Source organism: Flavobacterium daejeonense DSM 17708 (assembly GCF_000425425.1).
In the GTDB taxonomy this organism is placed as follows: domain Bacteria; phylum Bacteroidota; class Bacteroidia; order Flavobacteriales; family Flavobacteriaceae; genus Flavobacterium; species Flavobacterium daejeonense.
Map to the genome: position 1 here is coordinate 148,489 of NZ_AUDK01000007.1, position 16,814 is coordinate 165,302.

Genomic DNA, 16,814 nt, shown 5'->3' on the forward strand with positions numbered 1-16,814 from the left:
TTTCTTTTTTAGATAAATAAAAACAAAAAAACAACCCTGTAAAAGGGCTGTTTTTATATTCATTAATTTCAAAAATTATCTTTGAACATTTCTAATGATCACAGTCTGACCTCCTTCTTTATTAGTGTTTACTTTACTTCCATCAGCATATTGGAAAGCATCTTTTTGCCAAGTATGAGGGTGGATATTCACTAAAAATGTATTTGAAACACCAATAACATCCGAAATATCTTCCATAGCACCATATTCCCAGCTTCCAAATTTCATCACCCCTGTTTGGTTATAATTTGCATTCCAAATTGCATCCTCACGTTTATGATTCATTGTTAACCAAGGTTTATTTACCTTAGTAGCGATATTATATTGCCAGATATAAGAATCATGTTTTGCAGCAGAATAATAAGAATCTCCGTCTTCCTGGATATAAACATAATTTTCAGTTACACAAAGGTTATCCGGATTGATAATTCCAGTTCCCGGAGTAGAATCTCCCTCAACTACTAATTCTAATTTTCCTTTCAAAGGATCTTTATCATCTAAGTTTAATTTATAAACTCTTCCCCACATCGTATAACCATCTACAGGAGCATTATTCGTAGCTTGTCCTGTTGCTGTAAAATAAATTTCGCGATTATTTTTGGCCGATCCTTTACGGTAATCTACATCTTCAACTCTTGAGAAACGAATAGCACCTAAACTGTTTACTGTAGTGTTAATTTCAGCACCCGTTAAATTTTTAGCATTTGGAATTTCTACAAATGACACATCAAAAGAAGTACCTACTCCCATAGTAGTTTCTACCTGATTTCCATCGTTTCTTTTTAAAGCATATAATTTACCATTGTTTAAATCACCAACTGTATTACTTACATACATAATCACCTGTCCGGCACTAGCATGAGAAGTTCCGTAAGACTGATCTTCACCAATTAATATAACAGTTTTTCCTGCATAAGCATCCTTAGTCAAAGGAACAGCATTTTCCATACTTGCTTTTCCAAGAGCTGGCAAAACTCGGTCTTTTCTGCTTTTATCTGTTGCTAAACCAAGTGGGTCAATACCGTGAACCATACTTTCTTCACCACTTTCTCCAGCAGTTAAAAACAAAGGTCCAAAACCATTAACAGCCGGAGTAGCTAATGTAGCCGAACACAATCTGGTCATTCCACCGATTCCATCAACTATATATTCACCTTTTATTGCTTTTAATGTTTTATCAAAATAAACTCTGGAAACAGATTGTAAAATTTCGTGGTTAGTTATCATTATGTAACCGTCACTATTAGGATCTTTCATAAATCCTGCTCCGTCAGGTTGTGCACCGTAAACAAAACTTGGTGATCCTGATAATACATCAGTACTACTTATCATAGCTGATATTTTTAAATTTTCAAAACCTTCTTTAGCCACAACTAAAGCTGGCTCTACTGAGGCATTGGTAAAATCAATATCTGCATTCGTTTTTTTTGAATCATTTTCATCATTTTGACAACTGATAGCAGCTAAACTTAACAAAGACAAAACCCCTGCTTTTTTTAGGTAATTAAATTTCATAGTTTTTATATTTTTATTTATGACAAAACTATATTCTAAAATCCACGCCTAGGTTAACTGACTTTATTGAAATAATGACTATTAAGTTAAGACAATTCCGTAAAAAAACATCAAAAGTTAATTTAAAGTAAATAATTAAAATCAATATAAATTAAGCCGTAAAACTATCGAATTAAGCTACAAAAAAAAACAGCTGTCACCTTTTTTGGCAACAGCTGTTTCCTTTTTATTTGATATAGTTAAACCCTTCCCTTAAGCGAGCTAAAAACCCAGGCAATTGCAAAAAATCCAATTCCTACCGCAGCAAATCCAATTCCGGAAACATCTCTGTATTTAAAGATACCTAGTGCAATTAAAATTAATCCCATTACAATCATTATAAAGGTAGCCCATCCAAGGATAGTATTCTTATTCATTCCCATTAGTTCTTGTGGTATTTTAATTCGTTTTTAGAACTACAAATATCGATAATTTAAACGGCTAATTAAAAATATGATAAAGCATTTCTTTTAATAAATCTGCATTTGATAAGGCATTTGCTCCTACACCTTTACTTTTTACATCAATTTCCCGCAATGCGGCCACAATCTGACTTACTTTTCGCATAGGATAATTTTTTAAAGCTAAATCATACTCTTTTAAGAAAAAAGGATTTACAGCTAAAACTTTGGCTACATTAGTTGGATTTTTATCCTTTAAACCATGGTATTTTAATAATTGTACAAAGAAACCAAAAACCAAACTTGTGGTTACCACCATAGGATTTTCTTTTGGATTGCTGGCAAAATTCTCGGCAATAGTATAGGCTTTCAGTTGATTACGTTCTCCAATGGCTTTTCGTAATTCAAAAACATTGAAATCCTTAGAAAACCCAATATTTTCTTCAATATCTTTTGGAGTAATGGTGCTGCCTTTCGGCAAAATAATTTGCAGTTTTTCCAATTCGTTATTGATTTTACTCAAATCGGTTCCTAAAAACTCTACTAACATTGCCGAAGCTTTAGGTTCTATCGCATATTTCTTTCCGGACAAAACACGTTTAATCCAATCACCTACCTGATTTTCATATAACTTTTTACTTTCGTAAATCAAGCCGGTTTTAGCAATATTCTTAGTTACTTTTTTTCGTTTATCTAATGTTTTGTATTTGTAACAAAACACCAAAACAGTCGATGTCATCGGATTTTCGGCATAGGATTCTAACTTGTCAATGGTTTTTGTCAAATCCTGAGCTTCCTTTACAATCACCACCTGACGTTCGGCCATCATTGGGTAACGTTTAGCGGTCGAAACAATATCGTCAACCGAAACGTCGCGACCATACATCACCGTTTGATTAAAACCTTTCTCGTCTTCCGACAACACATTTTCTTCAATATATTCCGAAAGCTTATCAATATAATAAGGTTCTTCACCCATTAAAAAATAAATAGGCTTGATATTCCCTGCTTTAATATCATTGACAATTTTTACAACTTCATCCATTATTCTAGTATTCAGTGTTCAGTGGCAGTATTCAGTTTTATGAATTCATTGTTCATTAGCCAAACTAATTTTCAAATTGTCTAATTTTCAAATTATATTTGCTTCATGCAAAAACTCAATTTCCCTTCTTATTCATTTCGTTTCAAAAATAGCGAAAATAAAACGGCAATTTTTGATGAAATCAGGAAAAAATTCATCATTCTTACTCCTGAAGAATGGGTTCGTCAGCATGTGGTTCATTTTTTACTAGAAGAAAAACAATACCCAAAATCCCTCATCAATGTTGAAAAAGTACTTTTGGTCAACGGATTAAGAAAAAGATACGATGTAGTTGTTTTTAATCCTGACGGTTCTATTCATATTTTAGTGGAATGCAAAGCGCCGGAAGTCAAAATTACCCAGAGCACTTTTGACCAGATTGCCCGTTACAACATGACGATGAAATCCAGTTTTTTAATGGTTAGCAACGGATTGAATCATTATTTTTGCCAAATGGATTATGAAAATGAAAGATACCATTTTCAGCCGGAATTACCTGATTATAAACTTATAAAATTATAATACATTTTGAAAAAGATAGCCGTTGTAATCCTTAATTGGAACGGAGTAAAATTATTAGAACAATTTTTGCCTTCTGTCGTTCAATATTCTTCTGAAGCCGATATTTATGTTGCCGATAATGCTTCAACTGATAATTCCATTTCCTTTGTAGAAACACATTTTCCTACTGTAAAAATTGTGAAAAATTCGGGGAATTATGGTTTTGCAAAAGGATATAATGAAGCCTTACAACATATTGATGCCGGGATTTACGCTTTAGTGAATTCGGATATTGAAATAACCGAAAACTGGTTGGCTCCCGTTTTAGAAATGTTTGAAAAGGAAAAACAAACAGCCATTATCCAGCCTAAAATTTTAGATTTCAAAAACAAAGCTTATTTTGAATACGCCGGAGCAGCCGGAGGTTTTATTGATAAATATGGTTTTCCGTATTGTCGCGGACGTATTTTTGAAACGATTGAAAAAGATAACGAACAATACAATGACAGTTGTGAAATCAGTTGGGCGTCAGGTGCCTGCTTTTTTATCCGAAGTAAAGTTTATCATGAATTAAAAGGATTTGATGATGATTTTTTTGCTCATCAGGAAGAAATCGATTTGTGCTGGCGAACCAAAAATGCCGGTTACACCATTAAATACAATCCGAATTCGACTGTTTATCATGTTGGTGGAGCTACCTTACAACAAGGAAATCCTAAAAAAACGTATTTGAATTTTAGAAATTCCTTACTAATGCTTGTTAAAAATTTACCTGAAGAAAATTTATTTTCAACCTTATTTATCCGATTAATTCTCGATGGTGTAGCAGGAATACATTTTCTTTTACAGGGAAAACTAAGTCATTTTACCGCCATTTTAAAAGCTCATTTTTCTTTTTATCGCTTATTTTCAAAAACTTACAAAAAAAGAGGTTTTTTTCAATCAAAAGAATACTATTCTGTTAAAAGTATCGTTGTTAATTACTACATAAACAATGGCAAGGTCTTTGTTAAATAAAATTAACATTAATTTATATTTAATTTTTAAACATTAAAAACTAAATTTGTAAAAACTCTAAAACTATTAAAAATTTATGAAAAAAGTTGTTGTCGCCCTTTCGGTATTGGCTCTTTTGACGTCTTGTGTTTCTAAAAAGAAATACGCTGCTTTAGAAGCTAAAAATAAAGAAACTCAAGATTTATTAAATACTGCTACTATCAAGTTAAATTCATGTTTAGAAGAAAAAGCTGGTCTTGCAGCTCGTGTTGAAGGTTTAAAAGAACACAACCAAACCTTGATTACCACTTCTAAAGAAATGACCATTTTGACCGCAAAAGGAGCTGAAAACATTGAAAAAGCTTTAGAATCTATCAAAGAAAAAGATTTAAAAATCAACAGAATGCAGGATGCACTTAACAAAAAAGACAGCGTTACTCTTGCAGTGGTTACGAGCTTAAAAAGCGTAGTAGGATTGAACGATCCGGATATCGAAATCAATGTTGAAAAAGGAGTGGTTTACATCTCTATTTCTGATAAAATGTTATTTAAAACAGGAAGCTACAATGTAACTGACAGAGCTAAGAGTGTTTTAGCAAAAGTAGCAAAAGTAGTTAATGATAAACCTGATTTTGAATGTATGGTTGAAGGTCATACTGATAACGTTCCTTACATTGGAAACGGAATCTTGCTAGACAACTGGGATTTAAGTGTGAAACGTTCTACTTCTATCATCCGTGTATTGACAAACGAATTAGGTGTTAAACCAGAACAATTAGTTGCTGCAGGTAGAAGTTCTTACGTGCCTTTAGTACCAAATACTTCTGCTGAGAACAGAGCTAAAAACAGAAGAACTCGTATCTTAGTATTACCTAAAATTGACCAATTCTATGATATGGTTGAAAAAGAAATGAAAAAACAAAAATAATCTTTTTAGATTTCAGCATAAAAAACGTCCCATCCCGATAGCTATCGGGATGGGACGTTTTTTTTATACCTTATTCCCGAAATTAATCTCTTAATTTCACTAATCTATTTATTCATTTTTCAAACTCCCAGCTTCTGGCTTCCAACTCCTACAAAATATCCAAATCTCCTTTTCCTTCACGAATTACTTCCGGTTCGTGACCTGATAAATCGATAATAGTGGAAGCCACATTATCACCGTAACCGCCATCGATGACCATATCTACCAAATTCTGCCATTTTTCAAAAATCAATTCCGGATCAGTGGTATATTCTACTACGTCATCTTCATCACGAATAGACATCGTTACAATAGGATTTCCTAATTGACGCACAATTTCCAACGTAATATTATTGTTTGGCACACGAATACCTACAGTCGTTTTCTTTTTAAATTCTCTCGGTAAATTATTATTTCCCGGCAAAATAAAAGTATATGGTCCCGGTAAGGCTCTCTTTAAAATCTTAAAAGTCGAAGTATCAATTTGCTTCACATAATCTGAAAGATTACTCAAGTCGTGACAAATAAAAGAAAATTTGGCTTTTTCCAATTTTACGCCTTTAATTTTTGCAATACGTTCCAATGCCCTTGAATTAGTTATATCACAACCTAAACCATAAACAGTATCCGTTGGATAAATTACCAAACCACCATCTTTTAAAACCTTAACCACTTTAGCAATCGCCGCCTCGGAAGGTTTGTCTTCGTATATTTTAATGAACTCTGCCATTTTATATTTTATTACTTATAACACTATTAAAGTTAAGAAAATCTATGGAATAAATCTATCTGCATTTAATTTTTGCTTTCTGCTACCTGATTAGCCAATCACTTCCAGCTTCGCAAATCGCAGCAAAAGCTTTTTGATTCCTCCTACTTCAAATTTAATTTCCGCTTTTTTATCAGCGCCTACTCCTTCTAAATTCAATACCTGTCCGCGACCAAAACGCTCGTGCATGACGATATTTCCTGCGGTTAATTTATTATCAAACAAATTTGCCGTTCCCGAAGGCGCCTGAGAAGAAACCGGTTTTAATTTTCGAATGGCTGCTTCCGGTTTAGGCTGATTATCCGTAATGTATTTTGGCGGAGTTGAACTCACCGGTTTTGCCAAACGCAATTTAGACTTATCTACATCTCCAAAAATATCTTTGTCAATCATCGGTTTAAAACGATAATTTGTTTCGGCAGGCGTTAAATATTCCAAATATTGTCCGTCAATTTCTTCAATAAAACGAGAAGGTTCGCTATCTGTCAGTTTTCCCCAGCGATAACGTGACTGCGCATAAGTCAAATAAGCCTGATGTTCAGCTCTGGTTAGCGCCACATAAAATAATCGACGTTCTTCCTCCAATTCGGAGCGCGTACTCATACTCATCGCCGAAGGAAACAAATCTTCTTCCATACCTACTACAAAAACATGAGGAAATTCCAGTCCTTTTGCCAGGTGAATCGTCATCAAAGCTACGCGATCTTCATCACTGGTATCTTTATCTAAATCGGTAGCTAAAGCCACATCTTCTAAAAATTCAGCCAACGAACCTCTTGCTCCATCCACTTCTTTTTGTCCTTCGGTAAAGTCTTTGATACCGTTTAACAATTCTTCGATATTTTGAATTCGGGCCATCCCTTCCGGTGTAGCATCTTTTTTCAATTCCTGAACTAATCCGGTTTTTTTTGACACATGATCCGTTAGATAAAAAGCATCATGCGTTTCATTCAAAGCCTGAAAGCTCTGAATCATCGTTACAAAATCCTGCAATTTTTGTCGGGTTCCCGCATTTAATTTCAGATCAATTTTATCAATATGCTGCATCACCTCATAAATAGATCTTTTATAATGATTCGCCGCAACGGTTAATTTCTCAATAGTGGTATCTCCAATTCCACGTGCCGGATAATTAATCACGCGCACCAATGCTTCTTCGTCTTTTGGATTGATTACCAAACGCAAATAACACAACACATCTTTGATTTCTTTTCTTTGATAAAACGACAAACCTCCATAAATACGATACGGAATATCTCTCTTTCGCAAAGCATCTTCCATAGCACGGGATTGCGCATTGGTTCGATACAAAATAGCAAAGTGTCCGTTGTTTAGCTGATGTTGCATTTTTTGTTCAAAAATGGTACTGGCCACAAAGCGGCCTTCTTCAGCATCAGTCAAACTGCGATGTATTTTTATTTTCGGTCCAAAATCATTGGCTGTCCAAACTACTTTGTCTAACTTCGTTTTGTTGTGATCCATCACGGTGTTAGCCGCTTCCACAATGTTTCGGGTCGAACGGTAATTTTGCTCCAAACGGAAGGTTTTTACTCCCTGATAATCTTTTTGGAAATTCAAAATATTGTTGATGTTCGCTCCACGAAAGGCATAAATACTCTGCGCATCATCACCTACTACACAAATATTCTGAAATTTATCCGACAAAGCCCGAACAATCAAATATTGGGAATGATTCGTATCCTGATACTCATCCACCAGAATATATCGAAAACGGTTTTGATATTTGGCCAAAACATCCGGGAAACGAGTCAGTAATTCATTGGTTTTCAACAATAAATCATCAAAATCCATCGCTCCGGATTTAAAACAGCGATCTACATAATTTCGGTAAATTTCGCCCATTCGGGGTCTTTTTGCCATCGCATCGGCTTCCTGCAAATCGGGATCGTTAAAATACGCTTTTACCGTAATCAAACTATTTTTAAAAGTAGAGATTCGTCCCAAAATTTGTTTTGGTTTGTAAATATCTTTATCCAATTGCATTTCTTTGATAATTCCCGAAATAGCACGAAGCGAATCCTGAGAATCATAAATCGTAAAATTTGACGGATAACCTAATTTATCTGCTTCCGAACGCAAAATTTTAGCAAAAATAGAGTGAAAAGTTCCCATCCAAAGATTCTTTGCCTCACTCGCTCCCACAATGTCAGCAATACGATTTTTCATCTCACGAGCCGCTTTATTGGTAAACGTAAGCGATAAAATATTGAATGCATCAATGCCCTGATACATCAAATAAGCAATTCTTATGGTTAACACACGGGTTTTTCCCGAACCGGCTCCGGCAATAATAATCATTGGTCCATCTTTTTGTAATACCGGTTCGCGTTGTGCTTCGTTAAGTTGAGAAATATATTGTTGCATTATCTAAAACTGTTTATGCAAAAATAAGTATTTAAGAATTAATTATAGTAGCAATGATTCATTCTAATTCCCAACAAAAAGCATATTTTTGCTTTCAAAATTTACACCAATGAATTCTACAAACATCATCGAAATACTCGCTTACACTATTCCTTCTATCATTACAGGAGGAGTTGCCTATTTTTTATTTCAGGCTCATTTTAAAGACCAGCAAAAAACAAGACGCTGGCTGATTCAAAGAGACAACCAAAAAATTGCTTTACCGTTGAGATTACAGGCTTACGAGAGAATGGCTTTGTTTATGGAACGTATTAATCCTTCGCAATTGGTAGTGCGAATTAATCCGATTTCTGACAACAAAAATGATTACGAAAATTACATTATTGCGCATATCGAACAGGAATTTGAACACAATATTGCCCAACAAATTTATATTTCCGACCAATGCTGGGCTGTTATTTTAACCGCTAAAAATGCGATTATTCAAATGATTCGCGCCGCTGCAAAAAATAAAAAAGTAAACAATGCCGACGAATTGAGAACTTTTGTAATCAGTGAATTATTAGAAAAAAATGCTCCTAACAATACCGCTTTGGCTTTTATAAAAAATGAAATTGCCGAATTATGGTAAACTGCTTTTCAATTCCAAAGCTTCGCTTTTTTTCTTGGCATACTGAAAACCTTCCTCCCACCATTGCGCCATTTTTACTTTATTAAAAATCAAAGCATTATTAGTTAAATCAATCGGAGTGTAATACATATTCAGTTTTACATTATTATGTGAAGCCGATAAGGTTCCGATAAGAATATCATGCTTTTCAATTTGATCCAATTCTATTTGAAACAAATCAATCAGTAATGAAAAAGGATTTTTTCCTATAGCAACTCTGGGCGTTGATTTTTCTGTTTCTAAAATAACAACATCCACCTCAGTTGCCCCGCGATTAATAGCTTCCTGGATTGGAACCAAGCTGGAAAATCCGCCGTCAGCATAATCTTTTCCTTTGATATTTACAATACTCATAAAAGGAATATAGTTACTCGAAATCCAAATCCAGTCGCAAAATTCGTCATACGTACAGTCTTTAATCGACTTGTATTCTGCCTGATTATTAGTCAGATTCGTTACTGTAACCACCACATCCGTTTCCTGAGCTTTCAATTGATTAAATTCCCCAATTGGTAAATTTTTCTTGATGTACGAACGTAGTTTTTTGCTTTCGCCAAAGGTTCTTTTCCCTTTAAAAAACTGCAACAAAACATTAAAGTGATTGATGCTTACTACATCAACACCATTCTTTTTTTTAACGACAAACGGATTGATATTAAATATTTTACCCATGTTCACATTGGTATAAATACGATGTATTTTGTCAATATTTCCCAGTGCCAAATGAGGAATCAGCAAACTTCCGGTAGAAGTTCCAATAAACAAATCATATTTTACTTTTTTATTTTCCAATAGAAATTGCGCCACGCCGCCCGCAAAAGCGCCTTTGCTTCCTCCTCCGGAAATAACCAATGCCCGCATAAATATTTTAATTTAATAATCGATTCAGTTGAAATTGTTCTTTGTCGCTTAAATTAGGTAAAATTCGAATAAAAGCTGTCCTGTATTCCTGATTTTTCAATAATATTCGAATGTTGTCGCGTCCAAATTTTGAAAATTGCCACATATGATGCGTAGTGGCTTTAACTAAATTAATCAAAACAGTGTCGTTGATAATTTTAAAACCAATGAGTTTTTCCAATGCATTTTGTCGGGTTGTAGCTTCATATTTTTCAGATGAATAATCAATTAATTCGATAATTACAGCCTGTTTATCACAAACGTATTCAGGAGTCATTAAAACCAAAGACAGCCATAAAGTGCGCAAATTGAAATCGTTGAAACCAATCCATTTTTTAGATTTCTCCAAATATTCCAAACGCTGTTTAGGAAAATTGCGCCACAAATATAACAAGACAATTTCCTGAGTTTGATACGAATCATCTTCCAACAAACTTTCGTACTCCATTCTGAATGCTTCCGGAATTTTTGGCAAATTATAAGCAACCGACTGACGAACTTGCAGCTTTTTACTATTTAAAGCTAATTCCAATAATTCTCTTTTTGCTTCAAAACTTTCATTTCTAAGTTGATTAACCACCATCTCTTTTAAAAGATAATGAGCATCCGACATGAGAATCATTTTAAAAAAACCTTGTTTGGTTGCTAAAGATTCAGACTTTCGTTTATCAACTTCGAGCATCAACTTAGTGATTTTATTTTTATAAAGTAACTTATTGATTTTAGTAGTATTAATTATAGTTGATTCGAGCCATTCTTTAGAAAATAAATCCGTATCAAAATTACTTACTTTTCTAACTTCAGCTAAAAAATCTTCGGTAGTTACCGTTTTAAAAGCATATTTTTTCAGATAATTTTTTACCAGTCTTTTGAATTTTCTATCACCAATTTCCTGATGTAACACAAACAAAGCCCAGGCTCCTTTTTGGTAATAAGTCATTGAACTCGCTTTATCACTCAAAATCGGAATGGTGTCCGTTCCTGAAGCATATTTTATTTGCTGAATGGATTCGTACATTTTAGAATAAAAATAATCTTCTCCGTAAATAGATTTTTCAGCTAACAACGCATAATAAGTTGCAAAACCTTCCTGCAACCAATGATGTTTCCCACTGCGAGCCGTAACCAAATCGCCAAACCACTGATGTGCTAATTCATGCGCATCAACATTGGTATAACTTCGATCTACAAAACCAATAGAATCCACCATATAGCGGGTTGCAAATAAAGTTGCGGAAGTATTTTCCATCCCAGCATACAAAAAATCCCGAACCGGAACTTGTTTATAAACTTTCCAAGGATATTTCACTCCAATTTCCTTTTCTAAAAAATCAAAAATCCGTTTTGAATAACGATACGTTGGCTCAAAACGTGACTTATCTTTTGGTTCAAAATATAATTCTAAAGGAATTTTACTTTTGCTTAATAGTTGTTGTTTTTCAAATTTTCCAATAGCCAACATTAACAAATAAGAACTCATTGGGTTTTCCATTTCATAAGTCCATTTAGTGATATTTTCAATATTGCTTTTTTGCTTTAAAACACCATTACTAACTACCTTATAATCTGATTTAAACGAAACTTCAAGATTAAAAATTACTTTTTCATTTACATCATCAAAACTTGGAAACCAATGACTGGTATATTTACCCTGCCCCTGTGTCCAAATTTGCAAATCGGTATCTTTTTCAGAATTCACAAAATACAGCGTTTGTTTTGGTGTTGCTTTGTACTCAAAACTAATTTGGTTTTTACCTTTTCGAAAAGGAAAAACAATCAAAAGCTGTTTTCCGGAATTGATAAACGAAATGTTTTCATGATTCAATTCTACTTTAGAAAACTGCATATTTTGAGCGTCAATTTTCAAAGTATCAATCGGATTTAAAATTGTAAAAGAATAATTTACATTTCCTGAAATCGATTTTTCATCAGTATTTAATTGTAAACGGGCAGCAACAGAAGTAAAATCGATATTTTTAGTTTGCTGGGCAAAAACAAAGGTGGAAAGAAAAAGAAACAGGTATTTCATCAAAAAAATAATTATAGCAGATTTTCAAAGTTACAAAGGTTTCACCAACAAATCGAAGTATTTTTGTATGTTTACCTCATAAAGTTTTAATAAAATCACCTTGAAAAAAGCCCTTTTTAATTGGAGCAGCGGAAAAGATTCTGCTTTAGCCTTATACAAAATACTTCAAAATCCCGATTTTAAAATTGAATACCTGTTAACCAGTGTCAATCATCAATTTCAGCGAATTTCCATGCACGGTGTTCGGGTTGAATTATTAGAACAACAAGCCAAAAGCATCGGAATTCCGTTGGAAATCATGCAAATTCCGGAAATGCCTTCTATGGAAGTTTACGAAAATGTGATGCAGCAAACGTTAGAAAAACTAAAAGAAAAAGGCATTACCCATTCGGTTTTTGGAGATATTTTTCTGGAAGATTTACGCCAATATCGCGAAGATAAATTGGCTACAATTGGATTCGAAGGAGTTTTCCCAATTTGGAAAATCCCAACTAAAGATTTGATACAGGAATTTATTGCTTCAGGTTTTAAAACAATCGTTGTTTGCGTAAACGAGCGTTATTTAGACCAAAGTTTCGTGGGCAGAATCATTGACCAGCAATTTATTGATGATTTACCGGAAAACGTGGATGTATGTGGAGAAAACGGAGAATTTCACACTTTTTGTTTTGACGGACCTATTTTCCAAAAACCAATTGAATTTGAAACCGGCGAAATCGTTTATCGAAAATACGAAAAACCCAAACAAGAATCCTCAAACACCGCCTGCGATTCTGATGATTCAACCGCCTACGATTACGGTTTTTGGTATTGCGATTTGATTCCTAAATAATACAAAAAACCGCAAATTTGCAAATTATTATAAAGTAAACTAATTTGCGAATTTGCGGTAAATTTTATTTACAAGACTTATTAAAAGCTGTATTTTACAATTTCTTAGCGTGTTTTACTTTTTGATTGGTAATAGCAATGGCCAAAACTTCGCTCATTTCTTTTACATAATGAAAAGTAACACCGTTTAAATATTCCGGTTTGATTTCATCTACATCACTTTTATTTTCGTGACATAAAATGATTTCTTTGATATTAGCTCTTTTAGCAGCCAGGATTTTTTCTTTGATTCCGCCTACCGGCAACACTTTTCCTCTCAGCGTAATTTCTCCGGTCATTGCAATGTGTTTCTTTATTCTTTTTTGTGTAAACAAAGAAACCAAAGAAGTCAACATCGCAATTCCGGCACTTGGTCCGTCTTTAGGCGTTGCTCCTTCCGGTACATGTAAATGAATATTATATTTAGTCAATACTTCCGGATTCAAACCTAATTGCTCCGCATTGGCTTTGATATATTCCAAAGCAATCGTTGCCGATTCTTTCATAACATTGCCTAAATTTCCGGTAATACTCATACTTCCTTTTCCCGGCGAAAGCAAAGATTCTATAAACAAAATATCCCCTCCGACACTTGTCCAGGCTAATCCCGTAACTACTCCGGCAACATCATTGTTTTCGTATTTGTCACGCTCCAAACGAGGAACACCAAGTACTTTTACAATATCTTCGTCGGTTACTTTTTTATTGTATTCCTCTTCCATTGCTACAGATTTAGCCGCATTACGAATCACCTGTGCAATTTTGGCTTCTAAACCACGAACACCTGATTCACGGGTATATCCTTCAATAATTTTTTCCAATTGTTTTTTACCAATGGTCAAATCTTTCGAAGTTAACCCATGTTCTTTTAACTGACGCGGAAACAAATGTTGTTTAGCGATTTCAACCTTTTCTTCGATGGTATAACCTGACATTTTGATGATTTCCATTCTATCCCTTAATGCCGGCTGGATAGCGCCCATATTATTTGAAGTAGCGATAAACATCACCTTAGACAAATCATAGCCCAATTCTACAAAATTATCGTAGAAAGCACTATTTTGCTCCGGATCTAAAACCTCTAACAAAGCAGATGAAGGATCTCCGTGATTACTATTCGATAATTTATCGATTTCGTCTAAAACAAAAACCGGATTAGAAGTTCCTGCTTTTTTCAAACTCTGAATAATTCTTCCGGGCATCGCTCCGATATAGGTTTTTCTGTGACCGCGAATTTCTGCTTCATCGCGTAATCCACCCAAAGAAATACGAACATATTCACGACCTAAAGCTTCAGCAACCGAACGTCCGATAGAAGTTTTTCCCACTCCCGGAGGTCCAGTCAAACAAATAATTGGCGATTTCATATCGTTTCTTAACTTCAAAACAGCCAAGTGCTCAATCATTCTTTTCTTTACTTCATCTAATCCAAAATGATCTCTATCCAGAATTTTTTGAGCATTTTTTAAATCAAAATTATCTTTAGAAAATTCATTCCAAGGCAAATCCAACAGCAATTCTAAGTGATTCCTTTGAATGCTGTAATCAGGAGCCTGCGGATTCATGCGACGCATTTTAGTCAGTTCTTTTTCAAAAATCTGCTGCGTTTTTTCGTCCCATTTTTTAGTTTTAGACTTTACTAACATTTCATCCATTTCCTCCTCCTGAGTCGAACCACCTAATTCTTCCTGAATGGTTTTCATCTGTTGGTGCAGGAAATATTCTCTTTGTTGCTGATCTAAATCAAAACGAACTTTAGACTGAATATCGTTTTTAAGTTCCAATTTCTGCAACTCGACATTCATATATTTTAAAGTTTCTAAAGCTCTGTCTTTTAAATTATTGATTGCTAACAAATCTTGCTTTTCTTTAACAGATAAATTCATATTAGAAGTCACAAAATTGATTAGGAAAGACTGACTTTCGATATTTTTTATAGCAAAAGTAGCTTCACTCGGAATATTAGGACTCACCTTAATTATTTGGATTGCTAATTCTTTGATAGAATCCAATATGGCTAAAAATTCAGAATCATCACTTTCAGGTCTGTCTTCTGAAAAATCCTTAATAATAGCTGAAAGATAAGGCTCTTCCGATGTAATCGATTCGATTTCAAAACGCTTTTTCCCTTGCAAAATAACTGTAGTGGTTCCGTCAGGCATTTTAAGCACTCTTAAAATACGTGCAACTGTACCAATAGAATTGATATCCTCTTTAGTAGGATCTTCAATATCTTCATTTTTTTGGGCAACAACACCTATAATTTTACCATCGGCATTCGCATCATCGATTAATTTTATCGACTTATCACGACCCGCAGTAATAGGAATTACAACTCCAGGAAACAACACCATGTTTCGCAAAGGAAGAATCGGTAAAGATTCCGGCAATTGCTCTTTAATCATTTCTTCTTCATCTTCAGGAGTTAATAATGGTATTAATTCCGCTTCTGAATCGAATTCTTGTTGTGACAAATTGTCAAGTGTAAGTATTTTATGTTTTGACATAGTAAAATTTAAGTCTTTTTGTCATTAAATTTATTTACCATTTAATAACAAAGTTAGTATTAACACACTGTTACATTACTGAAAATCAAATAATAATCACTATTAACAGTATTATGCATCCATTATAAAACAATCTTTGTGCCATAAAAACACACCTAAAAAGCAAATTGCCCTGAAAAAGCAAACTACTTTTTAAGGGCAATTCCTAAAAAATTAAATTCTCAATCAATAAGCAACATCAAAACTTCCTTCAGTTATGTTAAATGATGTTGAACCATTAGTTGTAAACGAAAAAGTTCCTTTCACCCTGTCATCTGTAATTGAAACAATTGTAACACTCCCTGAAACGGCTACATGCTCTCCATTATCATCTTCATAAGAAGCCTGAACATCATCGGTTGATCGGTTTGCAGTTATGGAATAGGTTGTTCCGGCTACTAAATCACTTTTTAAAGAAACCGAAATAACATTCATATTAGCATCTTCAGCACCAATGGCAATCCAATCATCAGTATTCACACCCAAAACTTCTGCCATAATATCAGTACTCACAAAATTGGTTCCGCCTACTTTTGCCGAAAAACTATCATTTGTTTCAGCTTCGGTAATATATGGTAAATCGGTAAAAACTCCATTTGTAAATTGAATTGGTGTTCTTGGATTATCATAATCGGACCAATAACCTTTAAACTGAAAGGTCCCTGAAATAGTTTTCTTTTCGGTATCTATTTTTGTAATCGTAATTGAACCTGTGTTTTCATCCGGATTATTATCATTAAGCCCCCAATAACCATACTCAGAATCTGCAGGCACATAAGCCAAAACATTAATATTAGCGGCATAAGTACCTTCTGAAGCCCCTTCAATAATCAAAGAAAAAACTTCTCCATTTGATTTAAAAGCAGCAATTTCAATGAAATTTTCTGAAATAACAACCTCTGTCTCGGCTGCTGTCCAGGTTTTTCCACTAAAATCGGCTTTAAATTCACCGGAAGTATTTTCTCCTGAGCCGGGATCGGATTCTACAGTACCATCAATAGGTTCATAAACGCAGGAAGCAAACAATGTTGCCAGAAACAAAACAAAAATTTGTGGTCTAAATTGGATAGATTTCATAATTGGAGCTTTTTTTGAACTCCAAA

Annotated in this window: 14 protein-coding genes; 5 read left to right on the top strand and 9 right to left on the bottom strand. The window is 34.1% G+C overall.

Features of this window, described 5'->3' with window-relative positions; translation table 11 throughout:
- Nucleotides 1–75: 75 nt before the first annotated feature.
- From H599_RS0108200 to holA, 3 genes are all read right to left on the bottom strand, one after another.
- Nucleotides 76–1,554, bottom strand: coding sequence for an alkaline phosphatase PhoX (locus H599_RS0108200; RefSeq protein ID WP_026713688.1), 1,479 nt, complete (start codon nt 1,552–1,554; stop codon nt 76–78).
- Between the two features lie 239 nt (nt 1,555–1,793).
- On the bottom strand, nt 1,794–1,976 hold the full coding sequence (locus H599_RS0108205; RefSeq protein ID WP_026713689.1) for a CAL67264 family membrane protein: 183 nt from the start codon (nt 1,974–1,976) through the stop codon (nt 1,794–1,796).
- 58 nt (nt 1,977–2,034) lie between these two features.
- Nucleotides 2,035–3,039 (bottom strand): DNA polymerase III subunit delta, encoded by a 1,005-nt coding sequence (holA, locus tag H599_RS0108210; protein ID WP_026713690.1) that lies wholly within the window; start codon nt 3,037–3,039, stop codon nt 2,035–2,037.
- A gap of 105 nt (nt 3,040–3,144) precedes the next feature.
- Between holA and H599_RS0108215 the strand changes: the two genes are divergently transcribed.
- The 3 genes from H599_RS0108215 (at nt 3,145) to H599_RS0108225 (ending at nt 5,503) form a co-directional block, all read left to right on the top strand.
- On the top strand, nt 3,145–3,600 hold the full coding sequence (locus tag H599_RS0108215; protein WP_026713691.1) for a type I restriction enzyme HsdR N-terminal domain-containing protein: 456 nt from the start codon (nt 3,145–3,147) through the stop codon (nt 3,598–3,600).
- A 6-nt stretch (nt 3,601–3,606) separates the two neighbouring features.
- Nucleotides 3,607–4,596 carry a glycosyltransferase family 2 protein gene (locus tag H599_RS0108220; RefSeq protein WP_026713692.1) on the top strand — a complete coding sequence of 330 codons (990 nt, stop codon included), beginning with the start codon at nt 3,607–3,609 and terminating at the stop codon, nt 4,594–4,596.
- Nucleotides 4,597–4,672: 76 nt separating this feature from the next.
- On the top strand, nt 4,673–5,503 hold the full coding sequence (locus tag H599_RS0108225) for an OmpA/MotB family protein (RefSeq protein ID WP_026713693.1): 831 nt from the start codon (nt 4,673–4,675) through the stop codon (nt 5,501–5,503).
- 148 nt (nt 5,504–5,651) lie between these two features.
- Here the strand turns inward: H599_RS0108225 and H599_RS0108230 are convergent, their stop codons facing one another.
- Together H599_RS0108230 and H599_RS0108235 are read right to left on the bottom strand one after the other, a co-directional pair.
- Entirely contained in the window at nt 5,652–6,272 is a 621-nt protein-coding gene (locus tag H599_RS0108230; RefSeq protein WP_026713694.1) for an L-threonylcarbamoyladenylate synthase, read from the bottom strand.
- Between the two features lie 90 nt (nt 6,273–6,362).
- Nucleotides 6,363–8,696 (bottom strand): ATP-dependent helicase, encoded by a 2,334-nt coding sequence (locus H599_RS0108235; RefSeq protein WP_026713695.1) that lies wholly within the window; start codon nt 8,694–8,696, stop codon nt 6,363–6,365.
- Between the two features lie 109 nt (nt 8,697–8,805).
- Here H599_RS0108235 and H599_RS0108240 point away from each other — a divergent pair, with 109 nt between their 5' ends.
- Nucleotides 8,806–9,327 carry a DUF7935 family protein gene (locus H599_RS0108240; RefSeq protein ID WP_026713696.1) on the top strand — a complete coding sequence of 174 codons (522 nt, stop codon included), beginning with the start codon at nt 8,806–8,808 and terminating at the stop codon, nt 9,325–9,327.
- Here the strand turns inward: H599_RS0108240 and H599_RS0108245 are convergent.
- Complete coding sequence (locus H599_RS0108245) at nt 9,319–10,227, bottom strand: patatin-like phospholipase family protein (RefSeq protein ID WP_026713697.1); 909 nt, start codon at nt 10,225–10,227, stop codon at nt 9,319–9,321. The two genes, H599_RS0108240 and H599_RS0108245, sit on opposite strands and share 9 nt — an antisense overlap.
- Before the next feature lie 7 nt (nt 10,228–10,234).
- Nucleotides 10,235–12,295, bottom strand: a complete 2,061-nt coding sequence (locus H599_RS0108250; RefSeq protein WP_026713698.1) for a M1 family metallopeptidase — start codon at nt 12,293–12,295, stop codon at nt 10,235–10,237.
- Between the two features lie 100 nt (nt 12,296–12,395).
- Here H599_RS0108250 and H599_RS0108255 point away from each other — a divergent pair, with 100 nt between their 5' ends.
- The gene (locus H599_RS0108255; protein ID WP_035141340.1) at nt 12,396–13,127 is read left to right on the top strand and encodes a Dph6-related ATP pyrophosphatase; all 732 of its coding nucleotides are present in this window, start codon (nt 12,396–12,398) and stop codon (nt 13,125–13,127) included.
- A 94-nt stretch (nt 13,128–13,221) separates the two neighbouring features.
- Here the strand turns inward: H599_RS0108255 and lon are convergent, their stop codons facing one another.
- Together lon and H599_RS0108265 are read right to left on the bottom strand one after the other, a co-directional pair.
- A complete protein-coding gene (gene lon, locus H599_RS0108260; protein ID WP_026713700.1) occupies nt 13,222–15,672 on the bottom strand; it encodes an endopeptidase La in 2,451 nt (816 codons plus the stop codon).
- Nucleotides 15,673–15,897: 225 nt separating this feature from the next.
- Entirely contained in the window at nt 15,898–16,788 is an 891-nt protein-coding gene (locus H599_RS0108265) for a DUF6252 family protein (RefSeq protein ID WP_026713701.1), read from the bottom strand.
- Nucleotides 16,789–16,814: the final 26 nt, after the last annotated feature.